At 57.2% G+C, this 14,767-nt stretch carries 16 protein-coding genes; 10 read left to right on the top strand and 6 right to left on the bottom strand.

Annotation, left to right across the window (positions count from 1 at the left end; translation table 11 throughout):
- Window positions 1–96 precede the first annotated feature (96 nt).
- Entirely contained in the window at window positions 97–558 is a 462-nt protein-coding gene (locus A8710_RS01375) for a c-type cytochrome (protein ID WP_198341585.1), read from the bottom strand.
- A 254-nt stretch (window positions 559–812) separates the two neighbouring features.
- Here A8710_RS01375 and A8710_RS12160 point away from each other — a divergent pair, with 254 nt between their 5' ends.
- From A8710_RS12160 to A8710_RS01355, 5 genes are all read left to right on the top strand, one after another.
- Window positions 813–986, top strand: coding sequence for a hypothetical protein (locus tag A8710_RS12160; protein ID WP_157686235.1), 174 nt, complete (start codon window positions 813–815; stop codon window positions 984–986).
- An 81-nt stretch (window positions 987–1,067) separates the two neighbouring features.
- Window positions 1,068–1,886, top strand: coding sequence for a phosphate ABC transporter substrate-binding protein (locus tag A8710_RS01370; protein WP_068857639.1), 819 nt, complete (start codon window positions 1,068–1,070; stop codon window positions 1,884–1,886).
- A complete protein-coding gene (gene pstC, locus A8710_RS01365) occupies window positions 1,867–2,712 on the top strand; it encodes a phosphate ABC transporter permease subunit PstC (RefSeq protein WP_068857638.1) in 846 nt (281 codons plus the stop codon). The genes A8710_RS01370 and pstC overlap by 20 nt, the downstream gene beginning before the upstream one ends.
- A complete protein-coding gene (gene pstA / locus A8710_RS01360) occupies window positions 2,709–3,575 on the top strand; it encodes a phosphate ABC transporter permease PstA (protein ID WP_068857637.1) in 867 nt (288 codons plus the stop codon). The genes pstC and pstA overlap by 4 nt, the downstream gene beginning before the upstream one ends.
- Entirely contained in the window at window positions 3,572–4,411 is an 840-nt protein-coding gene (locus A8710_RS01355) for a phosphate ABC transporter ATP-binding protein (RefSeq protein ID WP_082968579.1), read from the top strand. The genes pstA and A8710_RS01355 overlap by 4 nt, the downstream gene beginning before the upstream one ends.
- A gap of 36 nt (window positions 4,412–4,447) precedes the next feature.
- On the opposite strand, the gene A8710_RS01350 is transcribed toward A8710_RS01355, so the two are convergent.
- Both A8710_RS01350 and msrA read right to left on the bottom strand, forming a co-directional pair.
- Window positions 4,448–5,089 carry a peroxiredoxin gene (locus A8710_RS01350; protein ID WP_068857636.1) on the bottom strand — a complete coding sequence of 214 codons (642 nt, stop codon included), beginning with the start codon at window positions 5,087–5,089 and terminating at the stop codon, window positions 4,448–4,450.
- A 103-nt stretch (window positions 5,090–5,192) separates the two neighbouring features.
- Window positions 5,193–5,729 carry a peptide-methionine (S)-S-oxide reductase MsrA gene (gene msrA / locus A8710_RS01345; RefSeq protein WP_068857635.1) on the bottom strand — a complete coding sequence of 179 codons (537 nt, stop codon included), beginning with the start codon at window positions 5,727–5,729 and terminating at the stop codon, window positions 5,193–5,195.
- An 86-nt stretch (window positions 5,730–5,815) separates the two neighbouring features.
- On the opposite strand from msrA, the gene A8710_RS01340 reads away from it, so the two are divergent.
- Window positions 5,816–6,547 carry a lipase family alpha/beta hydrolase gene (locus A8710_RS01340; protein WP_068857634.1) on the top strand — a complete coding sequence of 244 codons (732 nt, stop codon included), beginning with the start codon at window positions 5,816–5,818 and terminating at the stop codon, window positions 6,545–6,547.
- Here the strand turns inward: A8710_RS01340 and A8710_RS01335 are convergent.
- The 3 genes from A8710_RS01335 to argH are packed head-to-tail and all read right to left on the bottom strand — an operon-like array spanning window position 6,544 to window position 10,913.
- Entirely contained in the window at window positions 6,544–8,970 is a 2,427-nt protein-coding gene (locus A8710_RS01335; RefSeq protein WP_068857633.1) for a YgiQ family radical SAM protein, read from the bottom strand. The two genes, A8710_RS01340 and A8710_RS01335, sit on opposite strands and share 4 nt — an antisense overlap.
- 24 nt (window positions 8,971–8,994) lie before the next feature.
- Window positions 8,995–9,513: a hypothetical protein gene (locus tag A8710_RS01330; RefSeq protein ID WP_068857632.1), complete on the bottom strand. Its 519-nt coding sequence runs from the start codon at window positions 9,511–9,513 to the stop codon at window positions 8,995–8,997.
- Window positions 9,514–9,527: 14 nt separating this feature from the next.
- Window positions 9,528–10,913: an argininosuccinate lyase gene (argH, locus tag A8710_RS01325; protein WP_068858119.1), complete on the bottom strand. Its 1,386-nt coding sequence runs from the start codon at window positions 10,911–10,913 to the stop codon at window positions 9,528–9,530.
- A 114-nt stretch (window positions 10,914–11,027) separates the two neighbouring features.
- Here argH and A8710_RS01320 point away from each other — a divergent pair, with 114 nt between their 5' ends.
- The 4 genes from A8710_RS01320 to A8710_RS01305 all read left to right on the top strand — a co-directional run bounded on the left by A8710_RS01320 (window position 11,028) and on the right by A8710_RS01305 (window position 14,753).
- Window positions 11,028–12,137, top strand: coding sequence for a sensor histidine kinase (locus A8710_RS01320; protein WP_068857631.1), 1,110 nt, complete (start codon window positions 11,028–11,030; stop codon window positions 12,135–12,137).
- Between the two features lie 41 nt (window positions 12,138–12,178).
- The gene (locus A8710_RS01315) at window positions 12,179–12,931 is read left to right on the top strand and encodes a LytR/AlgR family response regulator transcription factor (RefSeq protein WP_068857630.1); all 753 of its coding nucleotides are present in this window, start codon (window positions 12,179–12,181) and stop codon (window positions 12,929–12,931) included.
- 69 nt (window positions 12,932–13,000) lie between these two features.
- On the top strand, window positions 13,001–13,972 hold the full coding sequence (gene hemC / locus A8710_RS01310) for a hydroxymethylbilane synthase (protein WP_068857629.1): 972 nt from the start codon (window positions 13,001–13,003) through the stop codon (window positions 13,970–13,972).
- Window positions 13,959–14,753 (top strand): uroporphyrinogen-III synthase, encoded by a 795-nt coding sequence (locus A8710_RS01305; RefSeq protein WP_068857628.1) that lies wholly within the window; start codon window positions 13,959–13,961, stop codon window positions 14,751–14,753. Before hemC ends, A8710_RS01305 begins: the two co-directional genes overlap by 14 nt.
- Window positions 14,754–14,767: the final 14 nt, after the last annotated feature.

The raw sequence follows: 14,767 nt of genomic DNA, 5'->3' as shown, positions 1-14,767 counted from the left end.
CCGTCACGAGCCAAGGATGGCGAGTGTAGCCTCCAGGGAGGGATACACGGCGTGGTTTGCAGACTAAGCCCGGCCTCGGCGCTTAGGAGCAGTTACTTACTTGGCTTTTGCGACCATCACGTCAACAGCAGCTTTAATTTCATCATCCGAGCAAGTGCCACAGCCACCCTTGGCTGGCATGCCGCGAATACCGCCGATCGCATGGGTATAGAGCGTGGACTTGCCTTGAGCAATACGTGGACCCCATTGGCCCTTGTTGCCGATGACCGGAGCGCCCATGACGCCAGCCCCGTGACAGCCGCCACACACAGCCGAAACAATTTCATCACCGGAGCGAGGTGCGCCACCGGCAGCAGGCGCGGCAGCTACAGCGGCGGCACATGGCTCGCCTTCTAGGCAAACACTACCGGCCATGGTGATGCGTTCAATGATGGCGCGTTGCGAAAAAAGTGAGCGCTCACCCAGCGGGCGATCAGAAATTTCTTGAGTGGACTTCGCCACGACCGGAGTGGCCAATACAAAACCGACAGCAGCCAACAACATTGCAATCTTTTTCACGATAACCTCACTCAAAAACCGGAGAGATCGTAGGTGTATCCCACGTTTGCGCGAAGTATAGACGCATTCGTGCAGGCTAAAAAGACTGCCTTGGCGGACAAAGCACAAACATTCCGAACCGTTAGCGGCGCAAGGATACAATTTTCACTGGCGAAACAGCCAAGGACGTTCATACTTGATAGGGTTCAGAGGCTATGTATTACACTGGCGCTCGTTCCTTTTGCTGTTTAATCCTGAGTACGCGTTAGCCTGTGATGAATTTAGAAGACCTAACACTGGAAGAGCTCGAGGCGCTGGTTGCTGAAGCCAAATCCTTGTTGAATCAGCATAAAGACAAAGTGCAAAAAAGCCTGCAAAGCGATTTTGCCAAGCTTGCTCGTGCTGCGGGCCTGAGCGCGGAGGAATGGCGACTATTGGTCGGCGAATAGATCGTCTGATCATTTTTCAGCTGTAACAAACCCTTCGTCACTGCGTCTATGCTTTGTTAGCAAATAATAAAGGTTAGTCGCATGCGCGTATCTTCTGTGCTGATTGCACTCTGTTTGTCTTTGCCACTCATTTCTGTATCCGCAACCGCCGCTGACGCGAATAAGCTCACGCTCACGGGCTCCAGTACGGTCGCGCCATTGGCGCTGGATTTGGGAAAACGCTTTGAAAAGCTAAATCCCGGTATTCGTGTAGATGTTCAAGCGGGTGGTTCATCACGGGGGCTAGCAGATGCGCGCGCGGGCTTGGCTGACATGGGCATGGTGTCGCGTGCACTGAAGCCCGAAGAGGCGGATCTTTCCAGCTATGTCTTAGCGCTAGATGGCATCACCATCATTTTGCATAAAAGTAATCCGGTAAAAGCATTGAGCAATGAGCAGATTGTTGCGATTTATACCGGCCAAATTTCCAACTGGAAAACAGTCGGCGGAAAAGACCTGCCCATCACCGTCGTCAATAAGGCCGAAGGGCGTTCAACCTTGGAGCTGTTCCTGCAGTACTTCAAGCTGAAGTCTCCGGATGTTAAAGCGCAGGTGGTGATTGGCGACAATCAGCAGGGCATTAAAACCGTTTCCGGAAACCCGGGGGCGATAGGCTATGTCTCAATCGGTGCGGCGGAGTTCGAAGAAGAGGACGGCACGCCCATTAAACTGTTGCCAATTAATGGCGTGGCTGCAACGGTTGCCAATGTTCGCAATCGTAGCTTTCCCTTGTCGCGACCGCTCGTTCTTGTCACGCGTGAGCCGGCCACTGGGTTAACTAAGCGCTTCATTGGCTTCGCGCAGAGCCGTGAAGTGTATGACCTGATTCAGGATCAGTTCTTTGTCCCCGTCGCACACTGAAGCCTGGCTATCTCGGTCGCTCTGGCTGCTGGCCAGCAGTGCGGTGGCATTGCTGCTGTTGATATTCCTGTTTTTGATCAATGAGTCGCGATTAGCCGTGGTTGATGGCCATTGGCTGCGCTTCTTTGATTCCTCGGGTTGGTTCCCCAGTGCCGGGCAATTCAATCTTTGGCCCATGTTACTGGCGACCGTGCTAGCCACGGTGGGCGCTCTGGCTTTAGCCGTGCCGATGGGCCTAGCTGCCGCACTCTTTGTGAACTTCTTCGCGCCCGCACCCTTAGCCACCACTTTTCGTCGATTGTTGATGTTGTTGGCGGGTATCCCGTCGGTGGTCTATGGCTTGTGGGGCCTGACCGTATTAGTCCCGTTAATTACGCGTGTAGCGCCGCCTGGCGCTAGCTTGCTTGCGGCCATGTTGATTTTAGCGGTGATGATTTTGCCCACGGTGGCGTTGACCAGTGAGGCGGCGCTACGAACCGTGCCGGTGAATTATTGGCGCGGCGGGCAAGCGTTGGGGCTGTCGGAGCAAGCCATCTTGCTCAAAATTGCCCTGCCAGCGGCTCGAACCGGCATAGTGGCCGGCGTGTTATTAGCGACTACGCGAGCCCTGGGTGAAACCATGGCGGTGCTGATGGTCGCGGGTAATGTGGTGCAGGTGCCGGGTAGCATCTTCGATTCCGTACGTGTGTTGACGGCCAATATTGCCTTGGAAATGGCCTATGCCACCGACGCCCATCGTGCCAGTTTGTATGTCAGCAGCTTGATGCTGACACTGGTTGTGGTGGCCATTGTGCTCCTGGGTCAGCGCTTGGAGGCTAAGCAATGACGGCGCGGCGGAGTTTGGCTTCTCGACGCTACAGTGATCATGTATTGGGCGCTTTGGTGTGGCTAAGCGCCGCCATTATTGCGGGCTTTTTTGTGTGGCTATTGGCCGATATGGCCAGCCAAGGCCTTGAGCGTGTGAGCTGGGACTTTCTCACCACGGAGCCGGAGCGATCGGGCCGGCGTGGCGGCATCGCACCGATGTTGGTGTCGTCGCTGGTCGTGCTGGCCATTACGTTCGTGGTGGCCGTACCGTTGGGTTTGGCAACGGCCATTTGGCTGAGCGAATTTACGCGAGCGAATAGCCCCAGCGCAGCGGCTATTCGCTTTAGCCTAGATGTACTGGCTGGAGTGCCCTCCATTGTTTATGGCCTGTTTGGCAGCGCCTTCTTCTGTATCTGGTTAGGGCTGGGCTACTCCTTGCTGGCAGGCGGCCTGACGCTGGCCTGCATGGTTCTGCCCATTCTGATCCGGACCAGCGAAGCGGGTTTGGCCGCGGTACCGGATGACTGGCGTCAGGGCGCTGCCGCGTTGGGATTAACACGCTGGGCCGCTTTACGGTATTTGCTATTGCCGGCGGCGGCTCCGGCGCTGACCGCCGGATTGATGTTGGGCATAGGCCGCGCGCTGGCAGAAACGGCCGTGTTGCTCTTCACCAGTGGCTATGTCGATCGGATGCCCTCGTCGTGGCTGGATTCTGGTCGCGTGTTGGCCGTGCATATTTTTGACTTATCGATGAATGTGACCGGAGGCGACCAAGCGGCCTACGGTACGGCGCTGGTGTTGCTGGCGTTGCTGCTGGTGGTGAATGGCCTGGCCATCGCCCTGTCTGATCGTTGGCTTGCCCGGAGAATAACGCACGCATGAACACGCCTCTTGATAGCGCCACCAGTTATACCGTTAGCGAGCTTCGTCAGCAGGCGGCGTGCTGCGTGCCACAAGCCCATCTGGCGATTCACAATCTGAGTGTTCGTTATGGCACGAAAACTGTTCTAAACGGCGTGTCGTTGGCGATTCAGCGAGGCTGTATCACGGCGCTGATTGGCCCTTCGGGCTGTGGCAAGACGAGCTTTTTGTCGAGCTTGAACCGGTTGGTGGACATGGTGCCGGGCTGTGCCGTGAGCGGCAGTATTCTGCTCGATGGCGAAGAGATCCTGACACCGAAAACCGATGTGCTGATGCTGCGTCGCCGCATCGGCATGATTTTCCAGCGACCTAATCCCTTTCCCTTATCGATACGCCGAAATCTCGACATGCCGCTGCAAGAGCACGGCTTTAAGGATAAGGCGGATCGCGAACGTCGCATCGAGCAAGCCTTGCGCGATGTGGGACTTTGGCAAGAGGTGTCTGACCGTTTGGATGCGCCAGCTTTGGGGCTGTCCGGCGGGCAGCAGCAGCGGCTTTGTATTGCGCGGGCATTGGTGTTGGAGCCAGAGATTCTGCTGATGGATGAGCCCTGCAGTGCGCTCGATCCGATCTCGTCGGGTGTGGTTGAAGATCTGATTTTGCGTTTGGGCGGGCGTTACACCGTGGTCATCGTGACGCACAATTTGGCTCAGGCGCGCCGCATCGCCAATTACACTGCATTTTTCTGGACGCAAAATCACGTTGGCCAACTCATTGAGTTCGGTGCGTGTGAGCAGCTTTTTGAAGCGCCTGTGGATGCCCTAACTGCTGCTTACATTAATGGCATTCGGGGCTAAGCCGGCGCTGCTAGCGCAGCAGTGCCGGCCCACAATTTAGCGTTTATCTGGCTGCGGTGTGAGACGCAGGTAAGGCTTTATCACGGTGTGCCCTTTTGGAAAGCGGCGCGCAATCTCTTCCGGGTCCTGCAGTGAAGGCACAATCACCACATCGTCACCGGCCTGCCAGTTACCTGGCGTGGCTACCTTGTGATATTCGGTGAGCTGCAGCGAGTCGATGACGCGCAGCACTTCGTTGAAGTTACGCCCGGTACTGGCCGGATAAGTAATGATCAGCCGCACCTTCTTGGCCGGATCGATGATGAACAGCGAGCGCACGGTGAGCGTCGCATTCGCGTTCGGGTGGATCATGTCGTAGAGCTCGCTGACCTTGCGATCGGCATCGGCCAAGATGGGAAAGTTCACCACCGTGTGCTGCGTCTCGTTAATGTCTTTGATCCACTCATGATGCGAATCCAGCGGGTCCACTGAGAGCGCGATGGCCTTGACGTTGCGCGCGGCAAATTCATCCTTGAGCTTGGCGGTCAGGCCGAGCTCGGTGGTGCATACCGGGGTGAAATCGGCAGGATGCGAAAACAGCACGCCCCAGCTTTCACCCAGCCAAGCGTGGAAATGAATCGTGCCTGCCGATGATTCTTGTACAAAATCGGGGGCGGTATCGCCAAGTCGTAATGTCATGATGAGTTCCTTGCTGAGAAGATGCCCTGACAGTAACGCTTAGCCCCGGCCTCGGGAAAGACCGTTTTGTGCTGAGCTTATGCGCGGGCGTCATAAGCCCGCGTTAGCGATCGGCACCGGGCCCAAATAGCTTGCGGTACTTGGCTACTTTCGGACTCACCACCATGTGGCAATACCCTTGCCCTGGATTACGGCGGAAGTAGTCTTGGTGATACTCCTCGGCGTCATAAAATGGCACAGCAGGGCTGACTTCAGTCACGATGGGGTTGTCAAACAGCTGAGCGTGTTTGAGCTGCTCAATAAAGGCTTCCACGGCTACGCGCTGGGCATCATCGCCACAAAAAATCACCGAGCGATATTGCGTACCGGTATCGGCACCTTGGCGATTTAACGTGGTTGGGTCGTGGATGGTGAAGAAAATCTCAAGCAGTCGTTCAAGGCTGGTTTGATCGGCATCGAAGCGTAATTTCACCACTTCGGCATGGCCGGTGGCTCCGCTGCATATTTGCTCATAACTGGGATTAGGTCGGGCGCCGCCCGCATAGCCCGAGGTGCATTCGAGCACGCCGGGTACTTCACGATAAACCGCATCCAGACACCAGAAGCAGCCGCCGCCAAGTATGAGTTGAGCTTCTTTCATGATCTTGCCCTTGCTTGCACATCGTCAGTAGAGTCTGCATTCTGCGCTGACTGAATTCTGTTGCCCAGCGCACAAACGAGCTTGCTATGACCTATTTGCCTCATCTGCCAGAAGACCTGCCCGAGCATCCACCCGGTTGGCGAGAGGTGGTGGCAGAAAGCCGATTTGCCCTGGAGTGGTTGCGCGCTAAGCGCTTGGGCGATCGCGTGCTTCAAGGCCTTGAGCGCGGAGATGGCCAGTCGCTGATGTTATTGCCCGGCTATGGCGCGGATGAGAAAGCCATGAACAGTCTAGCGACGCGACTGCGCCAGCTTGGCTATGCGGTGAGCCATTGGGGGCAGGGCAAAAACAACGGCGCTGTGCATAAGCTATTACCCAAGCTTAAGCAGAAGATTCAAGACCATGTTCAACACAGTGGTCAGCCCATCACGCTCATCGGCTGGAGTTTGGGGGGATACATTGCGCGTGAGCTGGCGCGAGATCTGCCTGAGCACATCGCGGGTGTTATTACGCTGGGCTCGCCGGCGGTTGGCGGCCCTAAATACACCATCACCGCAGCGGCTTATCGTAAGAAAGGCTTTAATTTGGATGTGATTGAAAGCGAAATGGCGAAGCGCGATAGCATTCCGATTCTCTGCCCCTTAACTGTGCTGTTCAGTAAGGTCGATGGCATTGTGAGCTGGCCCGCCACGCTCGACCGCCTCACTCCACAGGCACGTCATGTTGAGGTGCACAGCTCGCACATTGGGCTGGTGCACGATGCCGAGGTGTTTCGCACCATCGCGAAAGTGCTGGCGGATCAGCGCACTAAGCCTTAACGGCTTGCGCGCGGAGCCGACGGGCGTTGACGACTTGGCCGGCTGCCATCATCTCGTGGGGGTAGGCCGGTGTGCTGGGTCTGGATGCTGCCTTTACGAGGAGCCTCTTTGCGAGGCGCGCTCTTGTCAGAAGCGCTCGTTTTGACCTTCACCGACACGCCTTCCACGACACTCGAATTTTTCTTACGCGGACTGACGTACTCGCCCTCGTTCTTCGGCTGCCAGGTCGGAATCAGGTGCTGCTTACTGTTGCCGATGAGATCGGCACGGCCCATCTCCTTCAGCGCTTCACGCAGCAGCGGCCAGTTGTTAGCGTCGTGATAACGCAGGAAGGCCTTGTGCAGGCGGCGACGGCGATCGCCCTTCACGATATCCACATCTTCCGAATCGCGGGTGACCTTGCGCAGCGGGTTCTTACCGCTGTGATACATCGCGGTCGCGGTCGCCATTGGTGACGGGTAGAAGGTCTGCACTTGGTCGGCGCGGAAGCCGTTCTTCTTCAGCCAGATCGCCAAGTTCATCATGTCTTCATCGGTCGTGCCGGGGTGGGCGGCGATGAAGTAAGGGATCAGATACTGTTCCTTGCCCGCCTCTTTCGAGAACTTCTCGAACAACTGCTTGAACTGGTCGTAGCTGCCGATGCCCGGCTTCATCATCATCGACAATGGGCCGCCTTCGGTGTGCTCGGGCGCGATCTTGAGATAGCCGCCGACGTGGTGCGTGACCAGTTCCTTCACATATTCCGGCGAGCGCACGGCGAGGTCGTAGCGCAAACCCGAGCCGATCAGGATTTTCTTCACGCCCTTGAGCTCGCGGGCGCGGCGGTAGAGCTTGATCAGGTGCGAGTGGTCAGTATTCAGGTTCTCGCAGATGCCCGGATACACGCAGGACGGCTTGCGGCAGGCGGCCTCGATTTCCGGCGTTTTGCAGGCCAGGCGATACATGTTCGCGGTCGGGCCGCCGAGGTCGGAGACGATGCCGGTGAAGCCCGGCACATCACGCATCTTTTCCACTTCGCGGATGATCGAATCTTCCGAGCGATTCTGGATGATGCGGCCCTCGTGCTCGGTGATTGAGCAGAAGGTGCAGCCGCCGAAGCAGCCGCGCATGATGTTGACCGAGAAGCGGATCATCTCATAGGCCGGAATGCGCGCGTCGCCATAAGCCGGATGCGGCACGCGGGCGTATTCGAGGTCGAAGACGTAATCCATTTCTTCTGTGGTTAGCGGAATGGGTGGCGGGTTCAGCCAAACATCGCTGTCGCCGTGACGCTGCACCAAGGCGCGTGCGTTGCCCGGATTCGTCTCCAAATGCAGCACGCGGTTGGCGTGGGCATAGAGTACGGGGTCGGCTTTGACCTTCTCGAAGGACGGCAGGCGGATCACGGTTTTGTCGCGTGGCGGCATTTTGAACTTGGCCGGCTGCAGCGTGACCACGGTGGTGTCTGCTGGCAGCGCGGTCAGTTCGCCCCAAGCGCCGGGCGTGACTTCAATCGGCGCGCCGATGTCTTTCGCGGCGGGCATGGTCAGCCCTGTGCTGCTGCCATCCGAGAAACTGGCGCCGGCAAAGCTGGCCCCGCCGACATACTCCGTCGGGCCTTTCTTCTGCTCAATTTCGCAGGCGTCGAGGTCGGCCGTGTTCACATACGGATTGAGGATGCGGTCGACCTTGCCCGGCGCATCCACACGCGTCGAATCCAGCTCGAACATGCCCTCGGGCGTGTCGCGACGCAGAAAGACGGTGCCACGCACATCGGTGATGTCGCGAATCAGCTCGCCACGCGCCAGACGGTGCGCGATCTCAACGATGGCGCGCTCGGCATTGCCGTAGAGCAGGATGTCGGACTTGGCATCGAGCAGGATGGAGCGACGCACCTTGTCCTGCCAGTAGTCGTAGTGTGCGATGCGTCGCAGTGACGCTTCGATGCCGCCCAGAACCTGCGGCACATCGGGGAAGGCTTCGCGCGCGCGCTGGGCATAGACCAGACTGGCGCGGTCGGGGCGACGGCCGCCTTCGTCGTTGGGCGAATAGGCATCGTCGGAGCGAATCTTGCGATCCGCTGTGTAGCGGTTGATCATCGAATCCATGTTGCCAGCGGCGATGCCGAAAAACAGATTCGGTTTCCCCAGCGCCTTAAACGGTTCGGCGGATTGCCAGTCAGGCTGCGCGATGATGCCTACACGAAAGCCTTGGGCTTCGAGCAGACGACCGATGATGGCCATGCCAAAACTTGGGTGGTCTACGTAGGCATCGCCGGTGATGATGATGATGTCGCAGCTGTCCCAGCCGAGCTGGTCCATTTCATCGCGCGACATCGGCAAAAACGGAGCTGTGCCATAGCACTCCGCCCAGTAACGGTCGAAGCCGAACAGCAGGGGCGCTTCCTGCGTGCCGACGGTGACTTTTTCTGAAGGCAGACTCATGGCATTTCTCCGGGGTTGCTTGGCTTACAGGCCTAGCAGGGGCATCAGTGCCAGAACAACGTCGGTACTCATGCCCGTACGGCTGCCGATGCTGGCGGCCAGACCTGTTTTCAGGCTGGCCAGGGAGTTATTGCGCAGCACGGTGGCTGATTTCACGGCGGCTTGATCGGCTGCCGTGAGTTTTTTGCCAAGGCTGCTTTCAATTTTGGCCACAGCCGCATGTTCACTTAAGGGCTTACCAGCTTCTGGGAAAAGTGCTGCAAGCACCGCACCATTGAGGCCAACTTGAGCGCCCACTTTGTTGAGGAAGTTGCTCTGAACATTATTCAGGCCGACCTTGGCGGTGCCTGTTAGGCCTTGGACCTGCACGCGCTCAGCCAGCGTTAATGCGCTGCCGCGCTTAGCTTCTAAGGAAGCCAAAAACGATTGCGTTTGAGTGGGCGTGGCAGTGTTGCTAGCCGCGGGTGCTGAGCCATTACCGGCAGGTGCTGTTGCGCAAGCAGCCAGCACAAGGGTCAAGGTCAGTATCGATAAAACACGCATGTACAACTCCAGAATCAAATGAGGCGAGCGCGGGCGCGCTCAACGGCGGCACGAACTTGAGCTGGTGCAGTGCCGCCAAAATGGTTGCGGGCGCTGACCGAGCCTTCCAGTGTCAGCACCGCAAATACATCATCGGCAATGATGGACGAGAACTGCTGCAGCTCGGCCAGCGTCATTTCCGCTAAGTCCTTGCCGGTCTGCACGCCATACCCCACGGCTTTGCCGACGACTTCATGGGCATCACGGAAGGCCACGCCGCGCTTGACCAGGTAATCGGCTAGGTCGGTGGCGGTGGCGAAGCCGCGTCGAGCCGCTTCACGCATGATGTCGCGACGCGGTTGCAGTGCCGGCACCATGTCGGCAAAGGCGCGCAGCGAGCCACGCACGGTATCGATGGCGTCGAACAGCGGCTCTTTGTCTTCTTGGTTGTCTTTGTTGTAGGCCAAAGGCTGGCCTTTCATGAGCGTCAGCAGCGCCATGAGATGGCCGAAGACACGACCGGCTTTGCCGCGAACCAGTTCAGGCACATCCGGGTTTTTCTTTTGCGGCATGATGGAAGAGCCGGTGCAGAAGCGATCTGGCAGATCAACAAACTGAAACTGTGCCGACGCCCACAGCACCAGCTCTTCGCTGAAGCGCGACAGATGCATCATGATTAGTGCGGCGGCGGCGCTGAACTCAATCGCGAAGTCTCGGTCCGACACGGCGTCCAGCGAGTTTTCGCAGACGGCATCAAAGCCCAGCAGCTCGGCAGTGTAGTGACGATCAATCGGGTAAGTCGTGCCGGCCAGGGCAGCAGCGCCCAACGGCAGGCGATTCACGCGCTGGCGCAGATCCACGAGGCGCTCGTCGTCACGCTTGAGGTTTTCGAACCAGGCCAGCAGGTGATGGCCAAACGTCACCGGCTGCGCCGTCTGCAAATGCGTGAAGCCGGGCATGATGGTGTCGGCTTCGCGCTCGGCGAGGTCGATCAGACCGGTCAGCAGGCGCTTGAGTTCGGCGCGGATGGCATCAATTTCATCGCGCACATACAAACGAATGTCGGTGGCGACCTGGTCATTGCGGCTGCGGCCGGTATGTAGGCGCTTGCCAGCAATGCCAATGCGCTCGGTGAGCCGATGTTCGATGTTCATGTGCACATCTTCAAGATCGACACGCCATTCAAATTGTCCGGCTTCAATTTCGCCGAGAATCTGTTCGAGACCCGCAATGATCAGATCACGGTCGGCCACGCTGAGTACGCCGACTTTGGCGAGCATGGTGGCGTGTGCGATAGAGCCGCGAATATCTTGGCGATACATGCGCTGGTCAAAGCGCACAGAGGCCGTAAATTCGGCGACAAACTGGTCGGTGGCCTCAGAAAAACGGCCGCCCCACATGGATGAGGATGTATTGCTCATGAAATAACCCGATGTTTCGCTAGCCTGCGGTTCAGCTAGCGGGTCAAAAAGTGCGCGCATTATAGCAGCTCGACAAGGCTTGCCGCGCTGCTCGTGTCCGTGCAGACTCGCGATATGTCAATAAAAACAACAAACCCACCCGTCGCAGCGACCAGCAGCGGACAAAAGAGTGACGAACTAAACGATTTTTGGCTGCCCGACTTTTGCTCGACGGCAGCGGCGCGTCGTTTAGCCAGTTTGGCCATCCTTATTGCACTCATTCTGTTAGTGGCTCAGGCGCCGAGTCTCTGGCCTCTCCCGCTGTGGGACTTTTTTCTGCTAGCAACGCTCTCGGGCGCGGTCATTGCCATTAGTTTTGCTCTGATTTGTCGTTGGCGCGTGGCTATGGCGTCTTGGCCGCACTTGACCATTGGTGTGGCGTCCGTCGCGCTCATTATGTTCAATTTGGTGTGGCTGAGTGTGTTGGGGATTTATCTGCTGGACTGGCTGCAGCTGCCCCTGATGTCGTTTGTCAGTAACGAATACAGCACGCTGGCCCGGCATTTAATTATTGTCGCGCTGTTTGCCAGTTTATTTTTGCGCTACTTAGCCCTGCAGGCACAACTCAGAATACGTGAGAAAACGGCATTGCAAGCGCGATTGGAAGCGTTGCAGGCGCGTATTCAGCCGCACTTTTTATTCAACTCGATGAATATTATCGCCAGCTTAATTGCGGTTGACCCCGACAAGGCGGAGCAGGCAGTAGAGGACCTAGCTACGCTGTTTCGCGCCAGTTTGCGCGATACCGTCGATGTCAGTTTGGCAGAAGAAATTGCCTTATGCCGCCGATATGCCAATATCGAAGAACTGCGCTTGGGTGATAGATTGGCGATTGATTGGCAGGTGGGCGCGGGCGTGGAGTCATTACGAATCCCCCACCTTTCTTTACAGCCGCTTTTAGAAAATGCGATTAGACATGGTGTTGAACTTTCCGCCGTTCGCTGCGACATTACGCTAAAGGTAGTTTGTGGCCCTGAATGGGTTGATATTGAACTGACCAATCCAGTGGCTCAGGGTGCAACGCGCAGTGGCAATCAAATGTCATTGCGTAATGTGACGGAGCGGTTGAAAGCGCGTTTCGGTGAGCAGGCTAGTCTGCAAGCCAGCGCGAGTAACGGGATGTTTGTAACGCGTTTGCGTTATCCGCACGGACAAAGTCCGGCACAACAAAAGAGCCGACGATAGGAAATCATCGGACATAAAAAGAAAAACAGAGGGTAAGGCAGATGAAACCAAGAGTCATTATTTGTGACGATGAACGTTTAGCCCGCGAACGTTTAGTGCGGCTACTGGAAGACATCGGTGGCTATGAACTCGTGGGGTTGGCTGAGCACGGCGAAGCTGCCTTGAAGCTCGTACAAGACTATCAGCCAGACATTATCCTGATGGATATGCGTATGCCGGTGATGGACGGCCTGACCTGCGCCCGTCAACTCGGACTGATGGACGCCCCGCCCGCCATTATTTTCTGCACGGCTTTCGATGAGCACGCACTGGAGGCTTTCTCCGTGCAAGCCTCGGGTTATGTGTTAAAGCCCGTGAGTCGTGAAAGTCTGCGCGAAGCACTGGCCCGAGCCTGCCGTGTAAACCAGCTGCAATTGGAAAGCATGCGCCAACAGCCGGTGGCAGCCGAGCAAGCAGCTTCGTGTCGCAGCCACATTACGGCGCGAACGCATCGCGGCATTGAATTGATTCCAATCGATGAAATTCGTTATTTCCTTGCGGATCACAAGTACGTCACGGTGCGTCATGAGCATGGTGAGGTCTTGATTGATGAAACGCTGAAAGAGCTCGAAGAAGAGTTTGGCGATCGTTTCATTCGTATTCACCGCAATGCCTTGCTGTCGCTTACCTATCTCGAAGGTTTAGAGCTGATTGCCACGGGCCAGTATCGCGTGCGTATTCGCGGCTTGGACGAGCGCCTCGTGGTGAGCCGCCGGCATTTGCCCGAATTGCGTGAGACGCTGCATCGCGTTTGATGCGCTTCTCGCGTTACACAAACCTCAGGGCTGGTTACACTGCGCGCAGTGGCCGGCCCTGAGGTTTTTATGACATCTTCTGCTTCTTCCCTTCCCGATCTTGGCACCCTGCGAATTGCCACACGACAAAGCCCTTTAGCGCTTTGGCAGGCGCATTACGTGGCAGATGCCTTGCGTGCACATCATCCTGGCCTGAACGTCGAACTACTCACCATGGTGACTCGTGGCGATAAAATTCTCGACACCCCTTTAGCGAAAATTGGCGGCAAAGGCCTCTTCGTTAAAGAGCTGGAAGTGGCCATGCTCGAAGGCCGCGCGGACCTTGCAGTTCACTCCATGAAGGACGTGCCCATGGCCTTTCCCGAGGGCCTAGGCCTAACGGCCATCTGTGTGCGGGAAGATCCACGCGATGCTTTTGTCAGTAATCATTTTGCCAGTTTGGATGACTTGCCTCAGGGTGCCGTGGTCGGTACTTCCAGTTTGCGTCGCCAATGTCAGCTCCGCCGCCATCGCCCGGACTTAGTCATTAAAGATTTGCGCGGCAACGTGAACACGCGTTTGGCGAAATTAGACAACGGTGAGTACGACGCGCTGATTTTGGCGAGCGCCGGGTTGATACGACTGGGCATGCCTGAACGCATTCGTGCTGCGCTTGAAGAGGCCGTGTTGTTGCCAGCGGTTGGCCAGGGTGCTGTTGGTATCGAGTGCCGCCTCGATGATGCTCGCACGCGCGCCTTGCTGGCACCCTTAAATGATGCCGATACCGCGCTGTGTGTGACCGCTGAGCGCGCCATGAATACGCGATTGCAGGGTGGCTGTCAGGTGCCTATCGCAGGTTTTGCCACCTTAAGTCAGGGGCAGTTATACCTGCAGGGTCGCGTCGGTAGTCTCGATGGCAGTCAGTTACTGGAAGCCAGCAGTGTCGCTCCGATTGGCGAGGCCGTCGCTCTAGGTGAGCGGGTTGCTGAGCAATTATTGGCGGCCGGCGCAGCCGATATTCTGGCCGCCGTGTATGGTGAGCATGGGCATGTCACTCCCTAAGCCAGCACCGAGTCTATCGGGGGTTTGTGTGCTGAACCCACGGCCCGCTCGTCAGGCAGCGGCGCTGTCGCAGGCGCTCATCAGTGCCGGCGCGAACGTCTTAGCGCTGCCTTTATTGGAAATTGTACCGCTGGCGTTAGACGCCACCGCTAAGCACTGTTTAATGGATCTGGATCGTTATCAAACGGTCGTGTTTGTGAGTGCCAATGCCGCGCGATTAGGTTTGGAAGCGGTCGCCGATTACTGGCCGCAGTGGCCAGTGGGTGTATCGGTCGTTGCCGTGGGGCCCGCCACGCAATCGTTGCTGAATGACGCCGGTTTGAATGCCATTGCGCCGGAACAAGAAGACAGTGAAGGTATGCTTGCGTTGCCCGCATTAAGCCACGTCGCAGGCCATCGCGTGTTATTGTTTCGGGGCGATGCAGGACGAGAATTGTTGTCTGATACGCTGCGTGCACGGGGCGCTCACGTGGATGTGTTGCCGCTCTATACGCGCAGGCTGCCTGAAGCCACCGATGCCATCTGGCGAAACCAAAGCCAGCGACCAGATGTGGTGCTGCTCTCCAGTTCACTGATATGGCAGCATTGGCAACAAGTAGCGGGTGACTTTGCCATTAAGCCCGTGTTAATTGCCGTTAGTCAGCGTTTGGCATCACATGTGCGTGCGGCCGGTGCAACTCGGGTGTTATGTAGTCACGGGGCTACGCCAGACGCATGGTTGCAGGCATTGCAGCAATGGCAGAATACAGCGGTGGAATTCAGGGCGTCATCTGAGTGTTAGGGCGTTTAGTAGCC

The sequence above is a fragment of the Perlucidibaca aquatica genome (genome assembly GCF_001676655.1).
Lineage (GTDB): Bacteria > Pseudomonadota > Gammaproteobacteria > Pseudomonadales > Moraxellaceae > Perlucidibaca > Perlucidibaca aquatica.
The sequence above is the reverse complement of the archived record's forward strand: the minus strand, read 5'-3'. Positions and strand labels throughout refer to the sequence as shown.